This window comes from Peribacillus saganii, assembly GCF_003429095.1.
Classification (GTDB): domain Bacteria; phylum Bacillota; class Bacilli; order Bacillales; family DSM-1321; genus Peribacillus; species Peribacillus saganii.
The window spans coordinates 101,811-121,786 of the sequence record NZ_QVTE01000001.1 but is presented as its reverse complement, the minus strand read 5'-3'; the positions used below and the strand labels follow the sequence as shown (position 1 = coordinate 121,786).

Below are 19,976 nucleotides of genomic sequence, written 5' to 3'. Positions count from 1 at the left end.
TTAGTTCTCCTTTCGCATCATGTTGTTAGGGAATACAGGTTTATCTGCCTTAATGCGGACAATTTGTAGCGGGTGGCGTGCTGCATCCAGCTCATTTCCTTTTTCATCCCACACTTTATCAACTACCTGCGTGAAATTCTCAATTTCCGGGCCAAAAAATTCAATTTCATCACCAGGTTTAAAGAAATTACGCTGCTGCAGAGTAACCATTCTTGTTTCCTCATCATAATGAAGAACTAACCCTGCGAAGTCAAATGTAGTCTTTGTGCTATGGTTCCCAAACATTTGCTGCTTATACCCTGGCAAGCCTTCAAAGAAAGCTGAAGCTGCTTCCCTGTTGGCGCATTTTTCAAGTTCGTCCAGCCATTCCTTCTTGATTGTAAAATTATCTGGATCAGCGCAATAAGCATCAATTACTTTTCTGTATACACTGACTACTGTTGCAACATAGTGAATGGACTTCATCCGGCCTTCAATTTTTAGGCTGTCAATTCCAAGTTCAATCATTCTAGGAATTGATTCAATCAGCTTCAAATCCTTAGGACTCATTGCGAAAGGTGCATCATTTTCATTAAACAGCGGATTTTCTCCACCTTCACCAAGCTCATATAAGTCATAATCCCAGCGGCATGATTGGCAGCAGCCGCCTCGGTTGGAATCTCGGGCAGTCATATGGTTTGATAATGTACAGCGTCCTGAATAGGCGATACACATTGCTCCATGAATAAAGGTTTCAATTTCGATATCAACCTTTTCCTTCATTTCGCGGATTTCCTCGGCTCCGGTTTCACGGGCAAGAACAACGCGGTCCAAGCCTTCTTCCTTCCAATATTGAACTGCTTTCCAGTTCGAAAGGGACTGCTGCGTACTTAAGTGTACTTCAACATTTGGAGCCACTCGGCGGCATGTTTCAATGATTAGAGGGTCAGCAACAATAATCCCTGTTACGCCAGCATCCTGAAGTCCCATTAAATATTCTTCAAGCCCACCCATATTTTCATTGTGAGCGTATATATTTGTAGTAACGTAGATTTTAGCTTTATAGTTGTTGGCGAATTCTACGCCTTCCTTCATTTCTTCAAGCGTAAAGTTTCCGGCATTTGAGCGCAAACCGAACTCCTGGCCGCCGATATAAACAGCGTCAGCGCCATAGTGGACTGCTATTTTCAATTTTTCAAGATTCCCTGCTGGAGCTAATAGTTCTGGTTTCTTTATAATTACACGTTTGCCATCAACGATTTGGGAAATTTTATTAGCAATAGCTTCCAAGGCTATTCCTCCTTATATGGCGTTTTAGTATACAGTTTCTTTAAAGAAAAATCCTGTATCCAAAGAACGGTTTTCCGGCTGGATTTCTTCTATTTTTTCTAGAAGCTCATGCTTAATTTTGTCGTATTGGTCAGGGTCACAGGCACAAAGGTCAATTGCCTTCCTGTATAATTTTGTAACTTCAATGATGTATTCAGGAGTTTTTAATACCCCATCAATTTTAAAGGAATCCATACCGGCTTCAATCAATTCCTGAAGCTCGTCAATGATGCAGATATCATTAGGGCTCATAATGTGAGTTCCGTTTTCATCCTCAAAAATCGGATACTTATTGTTCCTTTCCTTATCGTGAAGGAACATGTTAGTCTGCTGCTTGCGATTTTCTATTTCCATTGCTTTCCCCTGGTATTCAAAGTAGTGACCGAGCAATGGACGCTTTGATTGGAACATACAAGTCATGCCTTGAACCTGAATCTCAATTTCAACCTCTGCATTTTCCTTCATTTCAATTACTTCATCCATGCTTAATTCGCGTGCAGCAACTGCGCGGACTGCACCGCGTCTGCCCCAGTAATTGCAAGTATACCAATTAGTAACTGTTGTTTCCGTGTTCCAATGGAGCGGCATATCAGGTGCAGCTGCACGAACTGCCATTAAAACAGCCGGGTCACCAAAAATGATCGCGTCTGCTTTTGCTTTGCTAAGAAAAGCCACATACTCTTCAAGCTCATCCAATTTATCATTATGAAAAATGGCATTCATCGCCACAAATACTTTTTTGCCATGCTGATGCGCCACTTCTAATGTTTTTTTAATATTATCCCTGTTGAATTCTCCGGCAAGGCGAAGGCCATAGCGCTGTTCACCTACCACAAAAGCGTCTGCACCCGCCTCTATTAACGGCAGGATATCATTCACACTTGTTGGTGTAACAAGCAATTCAGGTTTTTTCATTATTGTTCACCTCTTCGTTTACTGATGGCAACACCGTCGCCCAATGGCAATATGGTGGTGTCATACTTGGGATTGCTGACCAGCCACGTATTGAATTCATTTATTTTTCGGACAAGGCTGCGAATGCGTCTCGGTTCAATTTTCTCTATATCCTGGGCAACAAGCCCTTTAAAAAGGACGTTATCCACAATGATTACGCCGGCTGGCTGCAAATAAGGCTCATATAGCTCAAAGAAGCGTTTATACTGGCCCTTGGCAGCATCAATGAAAATGGCATCAAACGGTCCAAATGCACCTGCGGCTTTTGCTGTTTCAAGGGCATCACCTTCTAAAAGTGTGATACGGTCACTGGATTCCGCACTTGCAAAATATTGCTTTGCAAGTGCAATCCGATCTTCGTCCCTTTCTATTGTAACGATTCTTGCATCAGGAAGGGCATCTGCCATTCGTAACGCGGAGTAGCCGATTGCAGCGCCCACCTCCAGAATAGATTTAGGCTGATGAAGCCTTAACAGCTGTAATAATACTTCCATTCCAATCGGTTCCATAATCGGGACACCGTTATCCTTCGCATACTCTTCCATTTCGGAAAAAAACGAGTTGCGTGAATAGAGCAATTTCTGTAAATATCCATTCATTTCATTATTCATATAGACTTCCTCCAGAAGAGATATTGCTTTGAAAAACGGAAGCATAAGAAAAGCGGAAGCGCCCTGAGAGCGGAACTTCCAGTGTACGTCCGTCAAAGGGTTTGTGACGGCCTTTGGTCGCATCATTCGAGGGGCTGGGCGCTGGAGCTAAACATCAAAGAAATGCGCAAGGACCTGATAAGAGGAAGAACGGCTAAGTCCTCACAAAGCTGTCACTTTGTTTCGTGCGATGTATCGCTGCCGTAGCTTGTCCTTAACTCGGGGCCTTATTTTCCTAAGAAAAAGTTGCTGGGCGATAAAGCTAGACGTCTCTAGCTGTTAGAAACGTAATACTTTATTACCTTACAAGAAAAAACTCGGCAATCGCCGAGTTGTAACTACATACTAAGATTAAATACAGCATTTCACTATGTCATATTTTACACTTTGACTATTTTACCATAAAAACAGGGAGAAAGTGAACTCTTCTTCCAAGGAAATGCATGTTAATTTTGACTTGTGATATACCGTGCTTTCTCACGATTATGCTGATCAAGAGTTTTTGTAAAAATCACATCTCCTGTTGATGTTGCCAGGAAGTAGTAAAAATCTGTTTCTGCAGGGTTCAGCGCAGCTTCTATGGACATGACTCCCGCATTGGCAATTGGCCCCGGCGGCAGCCCAACATTAGTATAAGTGTTGTAAGGAGACTCAGTTTTTAAATCCTTATAATATACTTTTGCTTTATGTTCACCCTTTGCATATAATACCGTTGGATCTGTTTGAAGCGGCATTCCTATCTTCATGCGATTATAAAAGACAGAAGCAATTTTATCCCTGTCCACTTTCTCGGTCGCCTCTTCCTCGACCAAAGAAGCAAATGTAAGAAGTTTATGCGGTGTAAGATTTTTAGCAGTCAAATCTTCATGGTATTGGCTTAGTACCTTATTTGTTTGTGACAGCATTTCAGTTACTATTTTTTCAATTCCTGGCTTTTCCTCGTAAAATGAAAAAGTCGCAGGGAATAAATAGCCTTCAAGCGGATACCTGATATTTTCATTGTAAATTTCGTCAGTGATCAGCTCAGGATATAAGTCTTGCAGCTTCCTGATAAAAGCCTTGTCATTTAACGTTTTAAATACTTGATCTGGATTTTCATCCGTTTTTTCTGCAATTATGCCTGCGATTTGCTGAAGTGTCTTGCCCTCCGGAAGCGTAATTTTCAGCGCAACCTCCTGCATGATCTTTCCCGTTTTAATGCTGCTGACTATTTCCCCGAGGTTCATTGAAGGAGACAACTCATATGTACCCGCCTGGAATCCAGCCTCATTACGGAATTTAATATAATACTTAAATACCCTCTCGTCCTTGATGATTTTATTATCTTTAAGAATTGCAGCTATTCCGCTTACGGAGGATCCAATCGGAATCTCCACTTTCCTGACTTTTTTATCTTCCGGATTATATGGCTGCAGTGCTGACTTTACATAAAGATAACCGCCCAGTGCCAATCCGCCCGCAATCAGGATAAATATCAAAGTTGAAATCAACAGGATCTTCCTGATCACTTTAGCGTCCTTTTGGCGCTCAAGCAATTTTTCCCTCACGATAGCTTTTTTTGATACCTTCTCACTCATATGTCCTTTTCTACCCCCTTCATGCCCAGTGATATGGCATGAATTCACAACTCTTTATTGACCTGTCAAGAATGAATGTAACCATACTTCAAGTCATTATACTAAGAATATCAAAAATAACTACAAATATCGAACAATAATTACAATTTCCAACATATGAAAAGCGCAAGCGTCCTGGCAGAGGAAGAACGGCTAGTTCGCCACCTCCTCACAAAGCTGTCGCTTTGTTTCGTGCGATGTACCTCTGCCGAAGCATTCCTTGTCCTGTGGCGACGTCGGCACTAGCACGTCCAGTGCGTCGGAGCTGGGCGCTGGAACTCGACATATTTCTTATTTAATAAAGAAAACAGCCTCCCAAGGGAGACTGTTCTGCACGTGATTATTGATCGTCTTCTTCTTCGTTGTCAAGGTATGTGTTAAGCATTTCTTCAATCATATCCCATTCTTCTTCGGTTTCGATCGGTGAAAGCTCGCCGTCCTGGTTGTCTTCGCTTGGTACGAATGAGGATGCGTGAATCTCTATTTCTTCGTCGTCATCATCTGAAGAAATCGGATAGTAAAGCACATATGATTTATTGAATTTATCTGAGTCAAATGTGAAAAGGACCTCACATAACTGCTCGTTTCCATTTTCATCTACGATTGTAATATTGTTTTCTCCGTGTTCCATTTCAGTCACCTCTTAAGATTTAGTTTGGCTGTCCAAGTATCCCTGAAGGATCATGACAGCTGCCATTTTATCAATTACTTTTTTTCTTTTTCCCCGACTCATATCGGCTTCCAGCAGCACACGTTCTGCCGCCATCGTTGTCAGCCTTTCATCCCAGAGGATTACGGGGAGCTTGTACTTCTTTTCCAGCTTGCTGGCGAATGTCTGGCTTATCTCTGCCCGTGGGCCCAGAGTGCCATTCATATTCTTAGGCAGGCCCAAAACGATTTTGGAAACTTCATGCTCATTAATAATTTTCCCCAGACGGTTAAAGCCGAATTCATTTTTTGCTTCATCAATTTTTATCGTTTCTATTCCCTGGGCCGTCCAGCCCATCGCATCACTAACTGCGACGCCGATTGTTTTTGATCCTAAATCTAGTCCCATTACGCGCATTAACGTTCCTCACGACGGTGCTTTAAATACGATTTGACTAATTCCTCAATAATTTCATCCCGCTCCAGTTTGCGGATAATATTTCTCGCGTCCTGGTGTCTGGGAATATAAGCAGGATCTCCGGAAAGCAAATAACCCACTATTTGATTGATTGGATTATACCCTTTTTCCTGAAGAGCCTGGTAGACTTGAAACAAGACATCCTCTACATCTCTTTCAAAAGGCTCTTCAGAAAAGTTGAACTGCATTGTTTTATCAAAGGAACTCATTCGTCGTGCACCTCTTTTCTCTCATTCACTGATCTAGTGAACGGATTCCAATTATTACACTTATTGTACAACATTTCTTTTAGATTATGAAATGGATTTAACCCATTCCTCAACAAATCCTAGAGCGTTATCCAATTTCTCTGGATCTTTTCCTCCGGCTTGAGCCATGTCTGGACGTCCGCCTCCGCCTCCGCCGCAGCGTGACGCCACTTCTTTGATGAGCTTGCCAGCATGGTAGCCCTGCTCGATATAATCCTTAGTTACGGCTGCTATGAGGTTGACTTTTTCTCCCTGAACAGAACCTAACAGGATGATAGCAGAACCAAGTTTTTGTTTTAAATCATCCGCCATGCTGCGCAGGCTGTTCATATCTGCAGCCTGGACTTTTGCTGCAAGGACCTTTACACTGCCGATTTCGCGGGCATTATGGACAAGTCCTGATGCTTCAATATTGTTAAGCTTTGCAGATAGTGATTCGTTTTCGCGCTGCAATTCTTTCATATCAGCAAGGATCGTTTCTACTCTTTCAGGCAGATCTTTCGGATTTGCCTTCAGTTTAGCGGCAGCCTCCTTGAGAATTCCGATTTGATCAGTAAGCTGCTTGTATGCTGCAGATCCGGTTACAGCTTCAATTCTTCGTGTTCCTGCACCGATACCAGTTTCTGAAACTATTTTGAATAAGCCGATTACAGCCGTGTTTGGTACATGGCATCCTCCGCAAAGCTCAAGGCTGTAATCTCCAACCTGAACGACCCGTACGATCTCACCGTACTTTTCGCCAAACAATGCCATAGCTCCCATTGCTTTTGCTTCTGCGAGTTTTTTGTTTTCTATATTTACCCCAATGCTTTGCCAGATCTTTTCATTAACGATTTCCTCGATTTTTTCAAGCTCGTCCGGTTTAACTTGTCCAAAGTGGGAGAAGTCAAAGCGCAAACGGTCAGGAGCTACCTGTGAACCGGCTTGGTTAACATGATCTCCAAGTACATCCTTTAGAGCTTGATGAAGCAAGTGTGTAGCTGTATGATTTTTGATAATTTGGCTTCTTGATTCGTTATCCACGATGGAAACTACTGCAGCATCTTGTTTAAGAGTGCCGGCTTCTACCGTTACCCTATGGAGGTTTTGTCCGTTTGGAGCTTTTTGGACGTCCTTTACTGACACCTTAACAGCTTCGCTGACCATGATTCCCTTATCGGCTACCTGTCCGCCACTTTCTGCATAAAATGGAGTTTCACTCAGAATAACCTGTACCTCTTCACCCTCGGTTGCTTCATCAGCTAACTCTCCATTTTTAATAATAGCAGCCACTGTTCCCTTTGCTTCCAGCACGTTATATCCCACAAACTTGCTTTCTACCTTCACGTCTCCTAGGACACCGCCCTGAATTTGCATGGAATCCACATCCTGGCGTGCAGCACGGGCCCGTACCCGCTGTGCTTCCATTTCACGTTCAAACCCTTCATGGTCCACGCTCATAGCTTCTTCTTCAGCATATTCTTCCGTTAACTCAACCGGGAAGCCATATGTGTCGTAAAGTCTGAATACATCTGCCCCCTGGATCGTGCTGCTACCCTTTTCCTTTTCCTTGCGAATAACTTCAGCAAGAATGGAAAGGCCGTCATTCAGTGTTTCGTGGAAACGTTCTTCTTCATTCTTAACTACTTTAGCAATGAAATCACCTTTTTCACGTACTTCCGGATAAAATTCATGCATGATCTCACCGACGACAGGCACAAGCTCAAACATAAACGGGCGGTTTATTCCGATATGTTTAGCGTATCTTACAGCACGACGAAGCAGTCTGCGCAGTACATAGCCGCGACCTTCATTTGATGGAAGTGCTCCATCACCCACCGCGAAAGTTACTGTGCGGATGTGGTCAGCAATTACTTTAAAAGCAGTATCTCGTTCTTTATCTTCACCATAGCTCATGCCAGCAATTTGTTCAGTCGCTGCAATGATTGGCATAAATAAATCTGTATCAAAGTTTGTAGGAACTTCCTGAATAACAGAAGCCATACGCTCAAGACCCATTCCAGTATCAATGTTTTTCTTTGGCAGAGGAGTATAAGAGCCATCGGGATTATGGTTAAATTGTGAAAAAACAAGGTTCCATACTTCAAGGTAACGCTCGTTCTCTCCACCTGGATATAGCTCCTGGTCGCTAGGATCATCACCAAATTCAGGTCCTCGATCATAGAAAATTTCCGTGTTAGGTCCGCTCGGGCCTTCACCAATATCCCAGAAGTTTTCTTCCAGACGGATAATTCTTCCAGCTGGGATGCCGATTTTTTTATTCCATAATTCAAATGCTTCTTCATCCTCTGGGTGGATGGTTACTGACAATTTTTCCGGGTTAAAGCCGATCCATTTTTCATCGGTAAGGAACTCCCACGCCCAAGTGATGGCTTCTTCCTTAAAATATTCCCCAATGGAGAAATTTCCAAGCATTTCAAAGAAAGTATGATGGCGAGCTGTCTTTCCAACATTTTCAATATCATTGGTACGGATAGCTTTCTGTGCGTTTGTAATCCGAGGGTTCTCCGGAATAACACGACCGTCGAAATACTTCTTCAGCGTAGCAACACCTGAATTGATCCATAACAATGACGGATCATCATGCGGCACAAGCGGAGCACTTGGCTCCACTGTGTGGCCTTTTTCCTTAAAAAAGTCTAAGTACATTTGGCGTATCTGTGATCCTGTTAACTTTTTCATGTAAATCCTCCTTATTTTCAGGCAATTGCCGTATACTTACCGTTTTTGAGCACAAAAAATCCCCGTCCCAAAAACAGGGACGAGGAGTTGTCTCGCGGTACCACCCTGATTATGGGTATCAAAGACTTACGACACCCATCACCTTAGCATTGCCTTAACGCGGCGAACGGCAGTGATTAGCTGCACTCCGGACTAGCTTTCCTCTGCCCTTCATCTGGAATTTCTTTCAGCCTTGGAAATCCCTCTCTATAGTGCCGTTTCGCACTCAGATGGTCTGCAGTGTACTTGTTCCTTCTTCGAATTCAATATTAGAATCATTCTATGTAAAGGATTATATTCACATCAATAGATTTTGTCAATAACGATCGGCCTTGAGAAAAGCGCAAGTGCCCTGCTTAAGGAAGAAGGGCTAAGGGCAGCTGGACATCTCGTACTCGCTATACAAGTTATACTCTCTTACTATGGAAGGAAACTTATAAAAAGGATTTCTTTATTCTCGCACCAGATCTTTTGGTGATTTAAGCTTCAGGAAGTGGATTCTGGAGTGAAGCAAGGCAACCTTCACGATTGCCAACATCGGAACTGCAGTAATCATCCCGATGACCCCTCCCACTTTCCCGCCGGTCAGCAGGGCAAACATGATGAATAATGGGTGCATATGCAAGCTCTTCCCGACTATCAGAGGTGATAGAATGTTCCCTTCCAAAAATTGGAGTACGAAAATGATGACTATTACAATTAAAACCATTTTAGGGGAATAGGTTGCCCCGATTGCCACTGCCGGAATTGCGCCGAAGAAAGGCCCGAAATATGGGATAACATTTGTTATGCCAATAATGATGCCGAGCAGTAAAGGATATTTCATATCAAAAATCCAAAACAGCAAGGATGAAAGGCCTCCGATTATCACACAAACAGTCAGCTGGCCCCGAATATACCCGCCGAGGGATGCATCTACATCCCTAATAAATGCTTTACTCTGGCTCCTCCAGGTGCGAGGAGTCAAATACCAAAACATCTTTTTTATTGCTTCAATATCTTTCAGAATATAAAAAGCAATCAAAGGTATGAGTGCAAAATATACAATAAAATTAAACAATTGCATGGCATACATAACTGCGTTGGAAAGCAGGCCATTAAGACTTGTTTCAATCATTTCAATACCTTCCTCCAGCCTTTCATGAAGTCCGAACGGCCAATGAGAGGTTTTATGATCAAGTTTTTTGAGCCAGCCTCTATACTGCTCGGCGACTCTTGGAGCACTGTCAGACAGCTCTCGAATCTGTTCTACTATTGCAGGTATGCCTTTGTATATGGCCAATCCCAGTCCGCCAAAAAACAAAATGTAAATAATTGTTATGGCCAGCCATCTTTTGACACCCTTGTCGTGAAGGACCTCTACGACTGGATGCAAAAGATACGATATAAAAGCTGCCGCAAGAAATGGGATCAGAACAGATACAAGGGTATCTAGTACAGGCAGCCAGAGCGGTTTAAGTTTTATAAAAATGTAGGCAACGATAAACAATAGCAGTAAAAAACCAAGCCTGTAATACCATTTAAGTCTTACATCCACGAATTTCACCTCAAATTTAGTGTTCGTGGAAAAGCATTGTTTCATACTTAAAAGCGAAGCCCGATGGTATGAGAAAAAAGACTCAAAATCGCACTGTTGTAGCTTAACCCAGGTTAAATCTTCGTCCTGAGAACACCGTTGAAACCACATTGTTAAATTGGAACGTCGATTCTGTCACTTTCTTTGCGCATCGCCAGCTAGCCATTGTTTCGTGCCGATGCAATACTGTGATAGCGTTCTGTGCATTGGGACTGGGGGTTATGGAGGAACTGATAGATCTACTGTTTTCGCTATATTATTTTTTTTGGGGTAATAAAAAAGTGCAGCACACGTGGCTTGGCCCTGTGACTGCACTTCGTTTCTGCTGCTTAAAGGCTCTACTTAACCTAGCCTGCGGTCTTGTTCATCAAATAAATCATCGAGGGAACTCAGGGTTCCATCTTCTTCAACTTGATGGGTATGAATCAAACCGTTTGATGTAGATAATTCAATAAAACAGCTCCAGCAATAGTACTGATTTACACCTATTTTTCCGATATCCTTGCTTCGACAATTGGGACATGTCATTTCCATGAAAGGGCCACCTCACTGATCATAGACAGATATCACAACGGCATCCTTTCCGAAAATGGGCGGGCAAGAAGTTTGAATCACTTTTGTCCCTACCGATATATCAGCAAAAAAACCGTCTGACGCTTCATATGCTACGATTGTGCCCTGTTTTTCATCAAAATATACATCATGGAGCAAGCCAAGTTCTTCACCTGAATTGGAAAGCAGTATTTTACCGGCTATAGGCTCATGGCTGTACAATGTATAACCAGTGAATTTGTTGCCCCTCCCAGCCTTTTCCGCAATCATCACTTCATCCCGCCCAAAACATAGGATGTCCTCCAGCGGCACAAAAATGGAAGAACGAAATAGGGCCGGCCGGCAAATAATTAGCCCGATAACAGTACCGTTTGCATTTATGGCCAGGTCATGTACTTGTCCAAGTTTCGTTCCATTTTCGGTAAAAACAGAAACAGCCTTTAATAATGACAAAGCTCTCAAAGTAATCCCGCCTTTTTGAACAGTATTATTATTTGGCTTTTCCAAAGAAATCATGATGAGTAACGTTTTCCATCAAAATTAAAAAGGGACGGTTCCCGGACACCCTGCCCGTAACCGTCCCTTTTTTGTTTTTGGCCAGCATCCTTGATTGGGGGTATTTCTTTGGAGTGTCAATGAATATTACTTAGCTTCCCCCATGAAATCATAAGGTGTGATGTTTTCCATGCCTATCATCGGGTCAGTTTTCAACAACTCTGATAGATAGTCAACATCTGCCCCCGTCTTAGCTTCATCTAAGGTTTTCTCCTGGAATGCCTCCAGCAGTTTTTGCTGTAGCGTGGTTCTCCTTTGAAGCTCATTATTCCGTTCTACACCCATACGCAATGCTTCTTCTTCTCCACAAAGAATTAAAAAGCTTTTACTCCGGGTGATCGCTGTATAAATAAGGTTACGCCGCAGCATCCGATAATAGCTTTTGACGACCGGAAGAATGACAATCGGAAATTCACTTCCCTGCGATTTGTGGATTGAACAGCAAAAAGCATGGGTAATTTGTGATAAATCCTGCCTCGTATAGGTAACCTCTATTCCTTCGAAGGAAACAATCAGCATATCCTGCTTTTCCGTGTTTTCCTTAGCATATAACACAGAAATGACTTCTCCCATATCTCCGTTATATACGGAGCTTTCGGGCTGATTGATCAGCTGCAGCACTTTATCTCCTACCCGATAGGTAACATCACCAAATGATAATTCCCTTCGTTTTCCATCACGGTTGCTATTAAAAATTTCCTGCAGCATTTTATTTAAACTGTCAATCCCTGCAGGCCCTTTATACATTGGAGCAAGCACCTGGATATCCCGGGAAGTGTAGCCTTTTTTCCGGGCATTCAACACAACCTTTTCCACCACTTCTGCTATTTGGGATGTCCCGCAGCTAAAGAAAGACCGGTCCATCTGCTGCTTTTGAATGTCATGCGGCAGCCTGCCATTTTTGATTTCATGGGCCAGTTCAATAATTGAGGATCCTTCAGCCTGGCGGTAGATTTGCTCAAGACTTACGATGGGAACACACTGGGATCCAAGCAGATCCTTCAGAACCTGGCCTGGTCCAACTGAAGGCAACTGGTCTTCATCCCCTACCAATATAACCTGAATTTGGTCTGGCAGCGCCTTAAAAAGCTGATTTGCCAGCCACGTGTCAACCATCGACATTTCATCGATAATCACTATTTTACCACTGATTGGGTTTTCCTCATCATGCGAAAACCCTTCTGAACCGTTCCAGCCAAGGAGTCTATGTATCGTCACTGCAGGAAGTCCAGTGGATTCAGCCATGCGTTTTGCGGCTCTGCCTGTTGGGGCTGCCAGGATAAAAGGAAATGGCTCATCTTTTTTATAATCATTAATATCAAGCGATACTCCATGCAGCTCACTGTAAAGTTCAACAATTCCTTTGATAACGGTTGTCTTTCCGGTTCCCGGCCCGCCCGTCATAATCAGCATCGGGGATTCTAAAGCTGTTTGGATAGCTTCCTTTTGAGCCGGTGCATATTCAACACCGATTCTTTCTTCAAGCTCCCCCAAGGCAAGCAAAAACTCAGATTCAGGGAATTGTTCCTTATACTCCGTTTGGGAGAGAATCCTCTTTATATGAGTTACGATCCCCTTTTCGGAAAAATAAAGAGAAGGCGGGTAGATTCTGCGCTCTTCCACCTGAATTTTTTCTTCTTCTCCCAATTTAACTATTTCATCAGAGATTGCAGCAAATTCGATATTGTCCCGTTTGTTTTCCTCGAGCAGTTTCTTCACGCTTTCCAGCAGCTGGTCGGCATCAAGATATACATTCCCTTCCTGAAGGCACTGTGTTTCCAAAGTGTATAAACATGCTGCCTTTATCCTGTCGGGATGGCTGCCGCTAATACCCAGCTGAAAGCCAAGCTCGTCTGCGCGGCCAAAGCCTATCCCTTCAATATCCTCAACAAGCTTGTATGGATTCTTCTGGATAATATCAAGTGAATCCTGCTTGTAGCATTGGTATATTTTCATGGAAAGCTGCGGCCCGAATCCATACTGGTTTAAGGCAATCATTACCTGTTCTAGTCCCTGGTGTTCGATAAGGGTATCATACAGGCTTTTTGCCTTTTCAGGGTTTAACTTGGGGATGCTATCCAATATGGAAGGCTGTTCCAAAATCTTGGTGATAGAATTTTCTCCCAACGCTTCAACGATACTTTCGGCAGTTTTTTTACCGATACCCTTAAATAGTTCACTCGACAAGTAGGCAACAATGCCATCCTTTGACTGCGGCATATCTTTTCGAAATTGCTCCACGTGGAATTGCAGTCCAAATTTAGGGTGATCTTTCATTTGTCCATAAAAAATATAGGTTTCCTGTTCGTGAATACGAGGGAAGTAGCCTGTGACCACAGCTTCTTTTTCATCATAGTTCACATTTGTATCATCAACACGGATTCTGACTACAGAATAAAGATTTTGCTCATTATGAAAAATAGTTACGAGATGACGGCCTTTCATATACAATTTTTCTTCTGAAAATAGATCCTGCTGCATGGGCTCCCTTCCCTCCTTTTTTAATTATTGATACTTTCAAGCCTTGTATATAGCGGTTTCTGATTAATTCTGAAAGCTGCTTTTTTTAATCGAAATCCAACATAATAAGCAAAAAGCGGCAAATAGAAGTCAGAGCAGCTCAATTCCTGTACAAAACACGTAAAATACAAGGTATGAACCCAAGTTCTAATCGCTTATCCGGTGGCTTACTCTTGCTTACCTTCTTCCATTGACTGAACAAGTTTCTTACCGTTTGCCGCCAGGATATGGTCCGGCTGAATCTCAAGCGCCTTTTCGAAATATTCTATGGCCTGCTTTGGGTCATTCAGATGTCCTGCTGCGGCTACTCCCAGGTTGTAATAAGCATCTGCATGCTGCGGATCATGTTCAATAACAAGTTTTAACTGTTTAATCAATTCATCATAAAGCTCAACATTGGCAATACAAAGGGCATACTGGAACCTGGCTTCTGAGTCTTCGGGGTTTAGTTCAACGCTTCTTTGAAAATAAGGCATGGCCTTAACAGGCTGTTCCAGCTGCAGGAACGTCATTCCCAGCATAAACATGCTGTCGCCGGTATCCAAACCGGTCTGGATCGCTTTCTCAAACATTTCCTTTGCATCATTAAACATTTCTTTGCCAAAAAACAAATTGCCCAGCGAGTAATAAGCAGCTCCTGCATTTGGATCAATTTCTATTGCCTTCTGATAAAAAGTAACCGCCTTTTCGCTTTCACCAACGTGGTTTAACACATTGCCAAAATTGATATAAGCTACCGGATCAACCGGATTTTCTTCAATGGCCTCTGAGAACACTTTAACAGCTTCCTCTATCTTGCCTTCCTGCATATATTGAATACCTATTTGATTTTTGTCCATCGTTACCACACTCCATATTCTAATAGCAAGTATATCATAGAAAAGCGCAGGCGCCCTGCTTCAGAGGAAGAACGGCTAAATTCGCCACGTCCTGTGGCAACGCCGTTCTGACCCACATCCTGTGGGCCTCCGACAAGCATAAGACAAGCGCTGATAGAAGGCGCTTTTTGCCTTCCGAAGCGATTGGCTTATGACCAGGGTTGTGACGGCCTTTGGTCACAACATTCGAGGGGCTGGGCGCTGCAGCTAGACATCATAGAAAAGCGCAGGCGCCCTGCTTCAGAGGAAGAACGGCTTAATTCGCCACTTCCTGTGGCAACGCCGTTCTGACCCACATCCTCATAAAAGAACGTCGACTAAGATCTGGCACGTCCTGTGCCAAAAGTCGACGCCAGCACATCCTGTGCAAGTCCGACAAGCATAAGACAAGCGCTGACAGAAGGCGCTTTTTGCCTTCCGAAGCGATTGGCTTATGACCAGGGTTGTGACGGCCTTTGGTCACAACATTCGAGGGGCTGGGCGCTGCAGCTAGACATTAGTCTGAATTTTAAAATAATAATCGGTTATATTAAGAAAACCCTGCCTCCATTCATCGAAGGCAAGGTTTTTCCTGATCATGCAGATTCCTGTTCAAGCTTCGCTTTTCCAGTTACCCAACATATGTTAACTTTTCCTCAGATTTAAAGATTTCGTCAATTGTACCGCCGCCTAAGCATTCTTCACCATTATAGAAAACAACAGCTTGTCCAGGGGTAATGGCACGGATCGGTTCCTTAAATATGACGGACACAGTGTTGTCCGGAAGAATTTTCACCTTTACTTCATTGTCTGCCTGACGATAGCGGAATTTAGCTGTGCATTCAAATTCTGCTGGAATTTCACGATCCGAAACCCAGCTTACATTCACACCGGTAATCGAGTCAGAATAGAGGAGATTATTATCAAATCCCTGGCCAACGTAGAGAATATTTTTCTGCAGATCTTTGCCTACTACAAACCAAGGCTCCCCGCTCCCGCCGATTCCAAGGCCCTGCCGCTGTCCGATTGTATAGTACATTAAGCCGTCATGCTTCCCCTTAACTTCACCATCAAGAGTTTGCATGGTGCCAGGCTGCGCAGGCAGATAATTGCTGAGGAATTCCTTAAAGTTTCTTTCTCCGATAAAACAAATACCTGTAGAATCCTTTTTAGCCGCTGTGGCTAACCCGGCTTCCTTTGCAATTTCCCGGACCTTACTTTTATCCATCCCGCCCAGAGGAAACATTACTTTTTCAAGCTGGTCCTGGGTAAGCTGATTAAGGAAATAGGTTTGATCTTTATTTTCATCGATGCCCCTGAGCATTTTATACTCACCGTCTCTGAACTCAACCTGTGCATAGTGGCCAGTTGCCAGATAGTCAGCTCCCAGACTGACTGCATGCTCAAGAAATGCCTTGAATTTGATTTCTTTATTGCACATTACATCCGGGTTCGGTGTTCTCCCTGCCTTATATTCATCTAGAAAATAGGTAAATACTTTATCCCAATATTGTTGTTCAAAATTGACGGCATAATAGGGGATTCCTATTTGATTGCAAACTGCAATAACGTCATTATAATCTTCCGTTGCGGTACATACTCCGTTTTCATCGGTGTCATCCCAGTTTTTCATGAAAATTCCCACGACATCATATCCCTGCTGCTTTAACAGCAAAGCCGCAACCGAAGAGTCAACGCCTCCTGACATTCCGACGACAACACGGGTATCTTTCGGTGCTTTATTCATTATTTATTCCTTCTTTACTTATTTATTTACTAGTCTTTTGACAATCTTTGCTGTTTCCAAAGCTGCCTTTTCAACCTGTTGTTCAGAATTGCCAAAGCCAAAACTAAACCGGATTGAATTTCTGGTTCGTTCCGAGCCCTTGCCAAACATGGATACCAATACATGGGATGGTTCTATTGAACCGGCCGTACAGGCAGAGCCGCTTGATGCCGCGATTCCAGCTAAATCGAGATTAACCAGCATTGACTCCACATTTGCGCCAGGAAAGCTTACATTTAGAATGTGCGGCAGGCATGACTCAGCGTTTCCGTTTACCTGATATTCAATGTCTTCACGTTCAAATATATTAATAACGATTCTTTTGAATCCTGCATATTGTTCAGTCTTTTCCGCCATTGATTCTTTAGAAATTTTTACAGCCTCTGAAAAACCGGCAATTGCAGGAACGTTTTCTGTTCCCGCTCTTCTTTTTCTTTCCTGCTCTCCTCCATATGTGCGCGGCAATATTGGAACATTGTTTCCTGCATAAAGAAACCCTATCCCTTTCGGACCGTTAATTTTATGGGCGGATACAGAAAGAAGATCAATGCCCATTTGCTTTACATCAAATGGGAGCAGACCGTATGCCTGCACAGCATCCGTATGAAAAAAAGCTGAATGCTCTTTTAAAAGCGCACCAATTTCGCGGATCGGCTGCACAGTACCAACCTCATTATTTCCGAACATGATTGAAACCAGAATTGAATCGTCCCGCAACACAGAATTCAATTGTTCCAACGATATCATTCCTGTTTCATCAACTGGCAAATACGTTAGTTCATATCCGGATTTCTCTAGAAAATGGCATGTATTGAGAATAGCATGATGTTCTATTTCAGTAGTAATAATATGCTTGCCCTTATCTTTGAGCGCCTCTGCCATCCCAATGAGTGCCATATTATCAGCTTCCGTCCCGCCGCTTGTAAAAATGATTTCATTTGGGGCAGCTCCAATACTTCTCGCTATCTCACTTCTGGCCGTATCAAGCAAGTGCCGTGCACTTCGCCCATATGAATGAATGCTTGAAGGGTTGCCGAACTCTGATTGCATAGCATCTGTCATTGTTTCGATAACCCTGGGATGCATTGGTGCAGTAGCCGCGTGGTCTAAATAGATTCTTTCCATTTTATCGCCTTCTTTATATTCACAGTTTTTCCACATCGCCGCTTTTAAATGTAGTACATATAGGAATCATGTTCCCCGGTATCCTTATAGTTTGCCAGATCCTCAAGGGTGGTATTATCCAAAACATCCTTAACGGCGTCCCTGATCCGCATCCAGAGCTCTCTTTTAGCCGGTTCCTCATCTTCGATTCCCTCAACAGGAGAAATCGGGCCCTCTAGTACCCGAATAATATCACCTGAAGTTATTTTATCAGGATCCCTTGACAGGACATAACCGCCATATGCACCTCTTATACTCTTTACAAGACCGGCGTTTCGTAATGGAGCAATAAGCTGCTCAAGGTAGTGTTCTGATAAATCGTTGTTTTGGGCAATCAATTTTAGGGAGGTCGGTCCCTCTCCATGCTTACGTGCCAGCTCAATCATAATTGTTAAGCCATACCGGCCCTTAGTCGAGATTTTCATAAACTGCACCTCTATAATTCCTGCTTATTTTATATAATCAACCCTTCTATCCGTTTCCATCCATTCGTGTGAGTAAAATGTTTTGAAATTATAACACAGAACGGTAACCACTTCATATATTATACCTTTTTCATAAAGTATAGAAAACCGATTGATTTAAAAGCCATTACTCTCGACACTAATATTGATTAGTCCCGTTATACTTAAAGGGCACTTTCATTGGAATCTTTGTATGAACTCTATATAATTAATAGAAGGACGTAATGTAATGGAGGTTATCAGATTGAATGGGGAACCGCTTGCATTTCGAATGCGTCCGACAAATATTGATGAAATTGTCGGCCAAAAAGAAATTATCGGTAAACATACAAGTTTATATAAAATGATAAAAAATGGCTATGTCCCTTCCATGCTCTTATATGGGGAGCCTGGCATTGGAAAAACGTCTATTGCGTACGCGATAGCTGGAACCACTAAGATTCCTTTTTTTGCTCTTAACGCGACCACTGCCGGAAAAAAGGATGTGGAAGCTGTGGTTGACGAAACCAGACTGACGGGAAAAGTGATTTTGTTTTTGGATGAAATACACCGCTTTAATAAAGCCCAGCAGGACTATTTATTGCCTCATGTCGAACGTGGGGATATTATTTTAATAGGCGCAACAACAGAAAATCCATTTCATGATGTCAACCCGGCGATTCGCAGCCGCTGCGGACAGATAAAGCAATTAACGCGCCTGCCGGTGGATGATATTAAAGAACTGTTAACACGGGCGCTGCATGATGAAAAGAAGGGCCTTGGACAAGAAAATGTGCAGATTTCGGACGAGCAAATCACGAAAATTGCATTCGGTTCCAATGGCGATGCCAGAAAATCATTAACCTTGCTTGAATCTATTATTTATTCTTCTTCAAGAGAAGGCAATATATATGTTGTAGAAGATGAAACGATTGACGACATGATCGGCAATGTAGGCGTATACGGGGATAAAAAAGGCTCCAATTTTTACAATTTGCTTTCAAGCCTTCAAAAAAGCATAAGGGGAAGCGATGTTGATGCCGCGCTTTACTACCTTGCCCATTTGCTTGAAACAGGTGATTTAACAGCGGTAAACCGCAGATTGCTGGTCATTGCCTATGAGGATATCGGGCTGGCAAATACAGCTGTAGGAAATAATGTCCTTGCAGCTGTTACTGCCAGTGAGCGCCTTGGCTTACCGGAAGCAAGAATCCCGCTTTCTGTAGCAGTCGTTGAAATGTGCCTATCTTATAAATCAAATTCAGCTTACAAGGCATTGGATATGGCAATTAACGATATTCGAACAGGGCATGTCGGTGATATACCAAAACACCTTCGAGATGGACATTATGCAGGCTCAAAGGTGCTCGGCCATGTTGGCTACAAATATCCTCATGATTATCCCATTGGAACGTTTGGCGGCTGGGTTCAGCAGGATTACCTTCCTGACAACTTAAAAGGCACCAAATATTACCGTCCAATCGAAGCCGGCGAAGAAAAACGCTTGGCTGCCATTTATCAGAAGCTGGAAGAGTTCAGGAAAAAGAAATAGCTTAATAACATTCGAAAGCATAGCGATTAGTATAGTATTCATAAGTTTTAGCATAAAAGCTCACACGTTATTTTTCGTGTGAGCTTTTTTTGTTTTAACTAAGTCATTCAACTTCCTCTTAAACTGCCGCATCTCGTTAAACACAGGCCAGAAAAGCTATAGCATGGAAACTGAAAAAGTAAATAACAAGCATTGTGATTAAGGTTAATGTCATTCCTTCGATTAAAGGTTCACCATTAACTATTGAATTAAATGGATGTTTTCATTCGGTTAAGGAAATGTATAGATTATTTTAACGCGATAGACACTATTTACAGTCCTCCCTGCCGTTTCTAAAAATTCCCTTAA

The 19,976-nt window shown here is 42.8% G+C and carries 17 protein-coding genes; 1 reads left to right on the top strand and 16 read right to left on the bottom strand.

Annotation, left to right across the window (positions count from 1 at the left end; all coding sequences use genetic code 11):
- From D0469_RS00560 to cymR, 16 genes are all read right to left on the bottom strand, one after another.
- Positions 1–1,269, bottom strand: coding sequence for a peptidase U32 family protein (locus D0469_RS00560; RefSeq protein WP_117324709.1), 1,269 nt, complete (start codon positions 1,267–1,269; stop codon positions 1–3).
- A 24-nt stretch (positions 1,270–1,293) separates the two neighbouring features.
- Positions 1,294–2,223, bottom strand: a complete 930-nt coding sequence (locus D0469_RS00555; RefSeq protein WP_117324708.1) for a peptidase U32 family protein — start codon at positions 2,221–2,223, stop codon at positions 1,294–1,296.
- The gene (locus tag D0469_RS00550) at positions 2,223–2,873 is read right to left on the bottom strand and encodes an O-methyltransferase (RefSeq protein WP_117324707.1); all 651 of its coding nucleotides are present in this window, start codon (positions 2,871–2,873) and stop codon (positions 2,223–2,225) included. The genes D0469_RS00555 and D0469_RS00550 overlap by 1 nt, the downstream gene beginning before the upstream one ends.
- 485 nt (positions 2,874–3,358) lie before the next feature.
- Complete coding sequence (mltG, locus tag D0469_RS00545; RefSeq protein ID WP_117324706.1) at positions 3,359–4,489, bottom strand: endolytic transglycosylase MltG; 1,131 nt, start codon at positions 4,487–4,489, stop codon at positions 3,359–3,361.
- A 379-nt stretch (positions 4,490–4,868) separates the two neighbouring features.
- Positions 4,869–5,159: a DUF1292 domain-containing protein gene (locus D0469_RS00540; RefSeq protein WP_117324705.1), complete on the bottom strand. Its 291-nt coding sequence runs from the start codon at positions 5,157–5,159 to the stop codon at positions 4,869–4,871.
- 12 nt (positions 5,160–5,171) lie between these two features.
- Positions 5,172–5,594 (bottom strand): Holliday junction resolvase RuvX, encoded by a 423-nt coding sequence (gene ruvX, locus D0469_RS00535; protein ID WP_199478291.1) that lies wholly within the window; start codon positions 5,592–5,594, stop codon positions 5,172–5,174.
- Positions 5,594–5,863 carry an IreB family regulatory phosphoprotein gene (locus D0469_RS00530; protein WP_117324704.1) on the bottom strand — a complete coding sequence of 90 codons (270 nt, stop codon included), beginning with the start codon at positions 5,861–5,863 and terminating at the stop codon, positions 5,594–5,596. Before D0469_RS00530 ends, ruvX begins: the two co-directional genes overlap by 1 nt.
- A gap of 84 nt (positions 5,864–5,947) precedes the next feature.
- Positions 5,948–8,584, bottom strand: coding sequence for an alanine--tRNA ligase (gene alaS, locus D0469_RS00525; protein WP_117324703.1), 2,637 nt, complete (start codon positions 8,582–8,584; stop codon positions 5,948–5,950).
- A 490-nt stretch (positions 8,585–9,074) separates the two neighbouring features.
- Positions 9,075–10,160 (bottom strand): AI-2E family transporter, encoded by a 1,086-nt coding sequence (locus D0469_RS00520; protein WP_117324702.1) that lies wholly within the window; start codon positions 10,158–10,160, stop codon positions 9,075–9,077.
- Between the two features lie 381 nt (positions 10,161–10,541).
- Positions 10,542–10,733, bottom strand: a complete 192-nt coding sequence (locus D0469_RS00515) for a hypothetical protein (protein WP_233522901.1) — start codon at positions 10,731–10,733, stop codon at positions 10,542–10,544.
- 12 nt (positions 10,734–10,745) lie between these two features.
- Positions 10,746–11,213, bottom strand: coding sequence for a PRC-barrel domain-containing protein (locus D0469_RS00510; protein WP_158553312.1), 468 nt, complete (start codon positions 11,211–11,213; stop codon positions 10,746–10,748).
- Between the two features lie 180 nt (positions 11,214–11,393).
- Positions 11,394–13,787, bottom strand: a complete 2,394-nt coding sequence (gene recD2, locus D0469_RS00505) for an SF1B family DNA helicase RecD2 (protein WP_117324700.1) — start codon at positions 13,785–13,787, stop codon at positions 11,394–11,396.
- A 206-nt stretch (positions 13,788–13,993) separates the two neighbouring features.
- Positions 13,994–14,665, bottom strand: coding sequence for a tetratricopeptide repeat protein (locus tag D0469_RS00500; protein ID WP_117324699.1), 672 nt, complete (start codon positions 14,663–14,665; stop codon positions 13,994–13,996).
- 649 nt (positions 14,666–15,314) lie between these two features.
- Positions 15,315–16,430: a tRNA 2-thiouridine(34) synthase MnmA gene (gene mnmA, locus D0469_RS00495; protein WP_117324698.1), complete on the bottom strand. Its 1,116-nt coding sequence runs from the start codon at positions 16,428–16,430 to the stop codon at positions 15,315–15,317.
- Between the two features lie 18 nt (positions 16,431–16,448).
- Positions 16,449–17,594, bottom strand: coding sequence for a cysteine desulfurase family protein (locus D0469_RS00490; protein ID WP_117324697.1), 1,146 nt, complete (start codon positions 17,592–17,594; stop codon positions 16,449–16,451).
- A gap of 44 nt (positions 17,595–17,638) precedes the next feature.
- Positions 17,639–18,058 (bottom strand): cysteine metabolism transcriptional regulator CymR, encoded by a 420-nt coding sequence (cymR, locus tag D0469_RS00485; protein ID WP_117324696.1) that lies wholly within the window; start codon positions 18,056–18,058, stop codon positions 17,639–17,641.
- Positions 18,059–18,341: 283 nt separating this feature from the next.
- Here cymR and D0469_RS00480 point away from each other — a divergent pair, with 283 nt between their 5' ends.
- Entirely contained in the window at positions 18,342–19,628 is a 1,287-nt protein-coding gene (locus D0469_RS00480; RefSeq protein WP_117324695.1) for a replication-associated recombination protein A, read from the top strand.
- Positions 19,629–19,976 lie beyond the last annotated feature (348 nt).

Coding starts and splice junctions, on each gene's coding strand:
- D0469_RS00555 (WP_117324708.1), bottom strand. CDS start 2,223: ATGAAAAAACCTGAATTGCTTGTTACACCAACAAGTGTGAATGATATC.
- D0469_RS00550 (WP_117324707.1), bottom strand. CDS start 2,873: ATGAATAATGAAATGAATGGATATTTACAGAAATTGCTCTATTCACGC.
- mltG (WP_117324706.1), bottom strand. CDS start 4,489: ATGAGTGAGAAGGTATCAAAAAAAGCTATCGTGAGGGAAAAATTGCTT.
- D0469_RS00540 (WP_117324705.1), bottom strand. CDS start 5,159: ATGGAACACGGAGAAAACAATATTACAATCGTAGATGAAAATGGAAAC.
- ruvX (WP_199478291.1), bottom strand. CDS start 5,594: ATGCGCGTAATGGGACTAGATTTAGGATCAAAAACAATCGGCGTCGCA.
- D0469_RS00530 (WP_117324704.1), bottom strand. CDS start 5,863: ATGAGTTCCTTTGATAAAACAATGCAGTTCAACTTTTCTGAAGAGCCT.
- alaS (WP_117324703.1), bottom strand. CDS start 8,584: ATGAAAAAGTTAACAGGATCACAGATACGCCAAATGTACTTAGACTTT.
- D0469_RS00515 (WP_233522901.1), bottom strand. CDS start 10,733: ATGGAAATGACATGTCCCAATTGTCGAAGCAAGGATATCGGAAAAATA.
- recD2 (WP_117324700.1), bottom strand. CDS start 13,787: ATGCAGCAGGATCTATTTTCAGAAGAAAAATTGTATATGAAAGGCCGT.
- D0469_RS00500 (WP_117324699.1), bottom strand. CDS start 14,665: ATGGACAAAAATCAAATAGGTATTCAATATATGCAGGAAGGCAAGATA.
- mnmA (WP_117324698.1), bottom strand. CDS start 16,430: ATGAATAAAGCACCGAAAGATACCCGTGTTGTCGTCGGAATGTCAGGA.
- D0469_RS00490 (WP_117324697.1), bottom strand. CDS start 17,594: ATGGAAAGAATCTATTTAGACCACGCGGCTACTGCACCAATGCATCCC.
- cymR (WP_117324696.1), bottom strand. CDS start 18,058: ATGAAAATCTCGACTAAGGGCCGGTATGGCTTAACAATTATGATTGAG.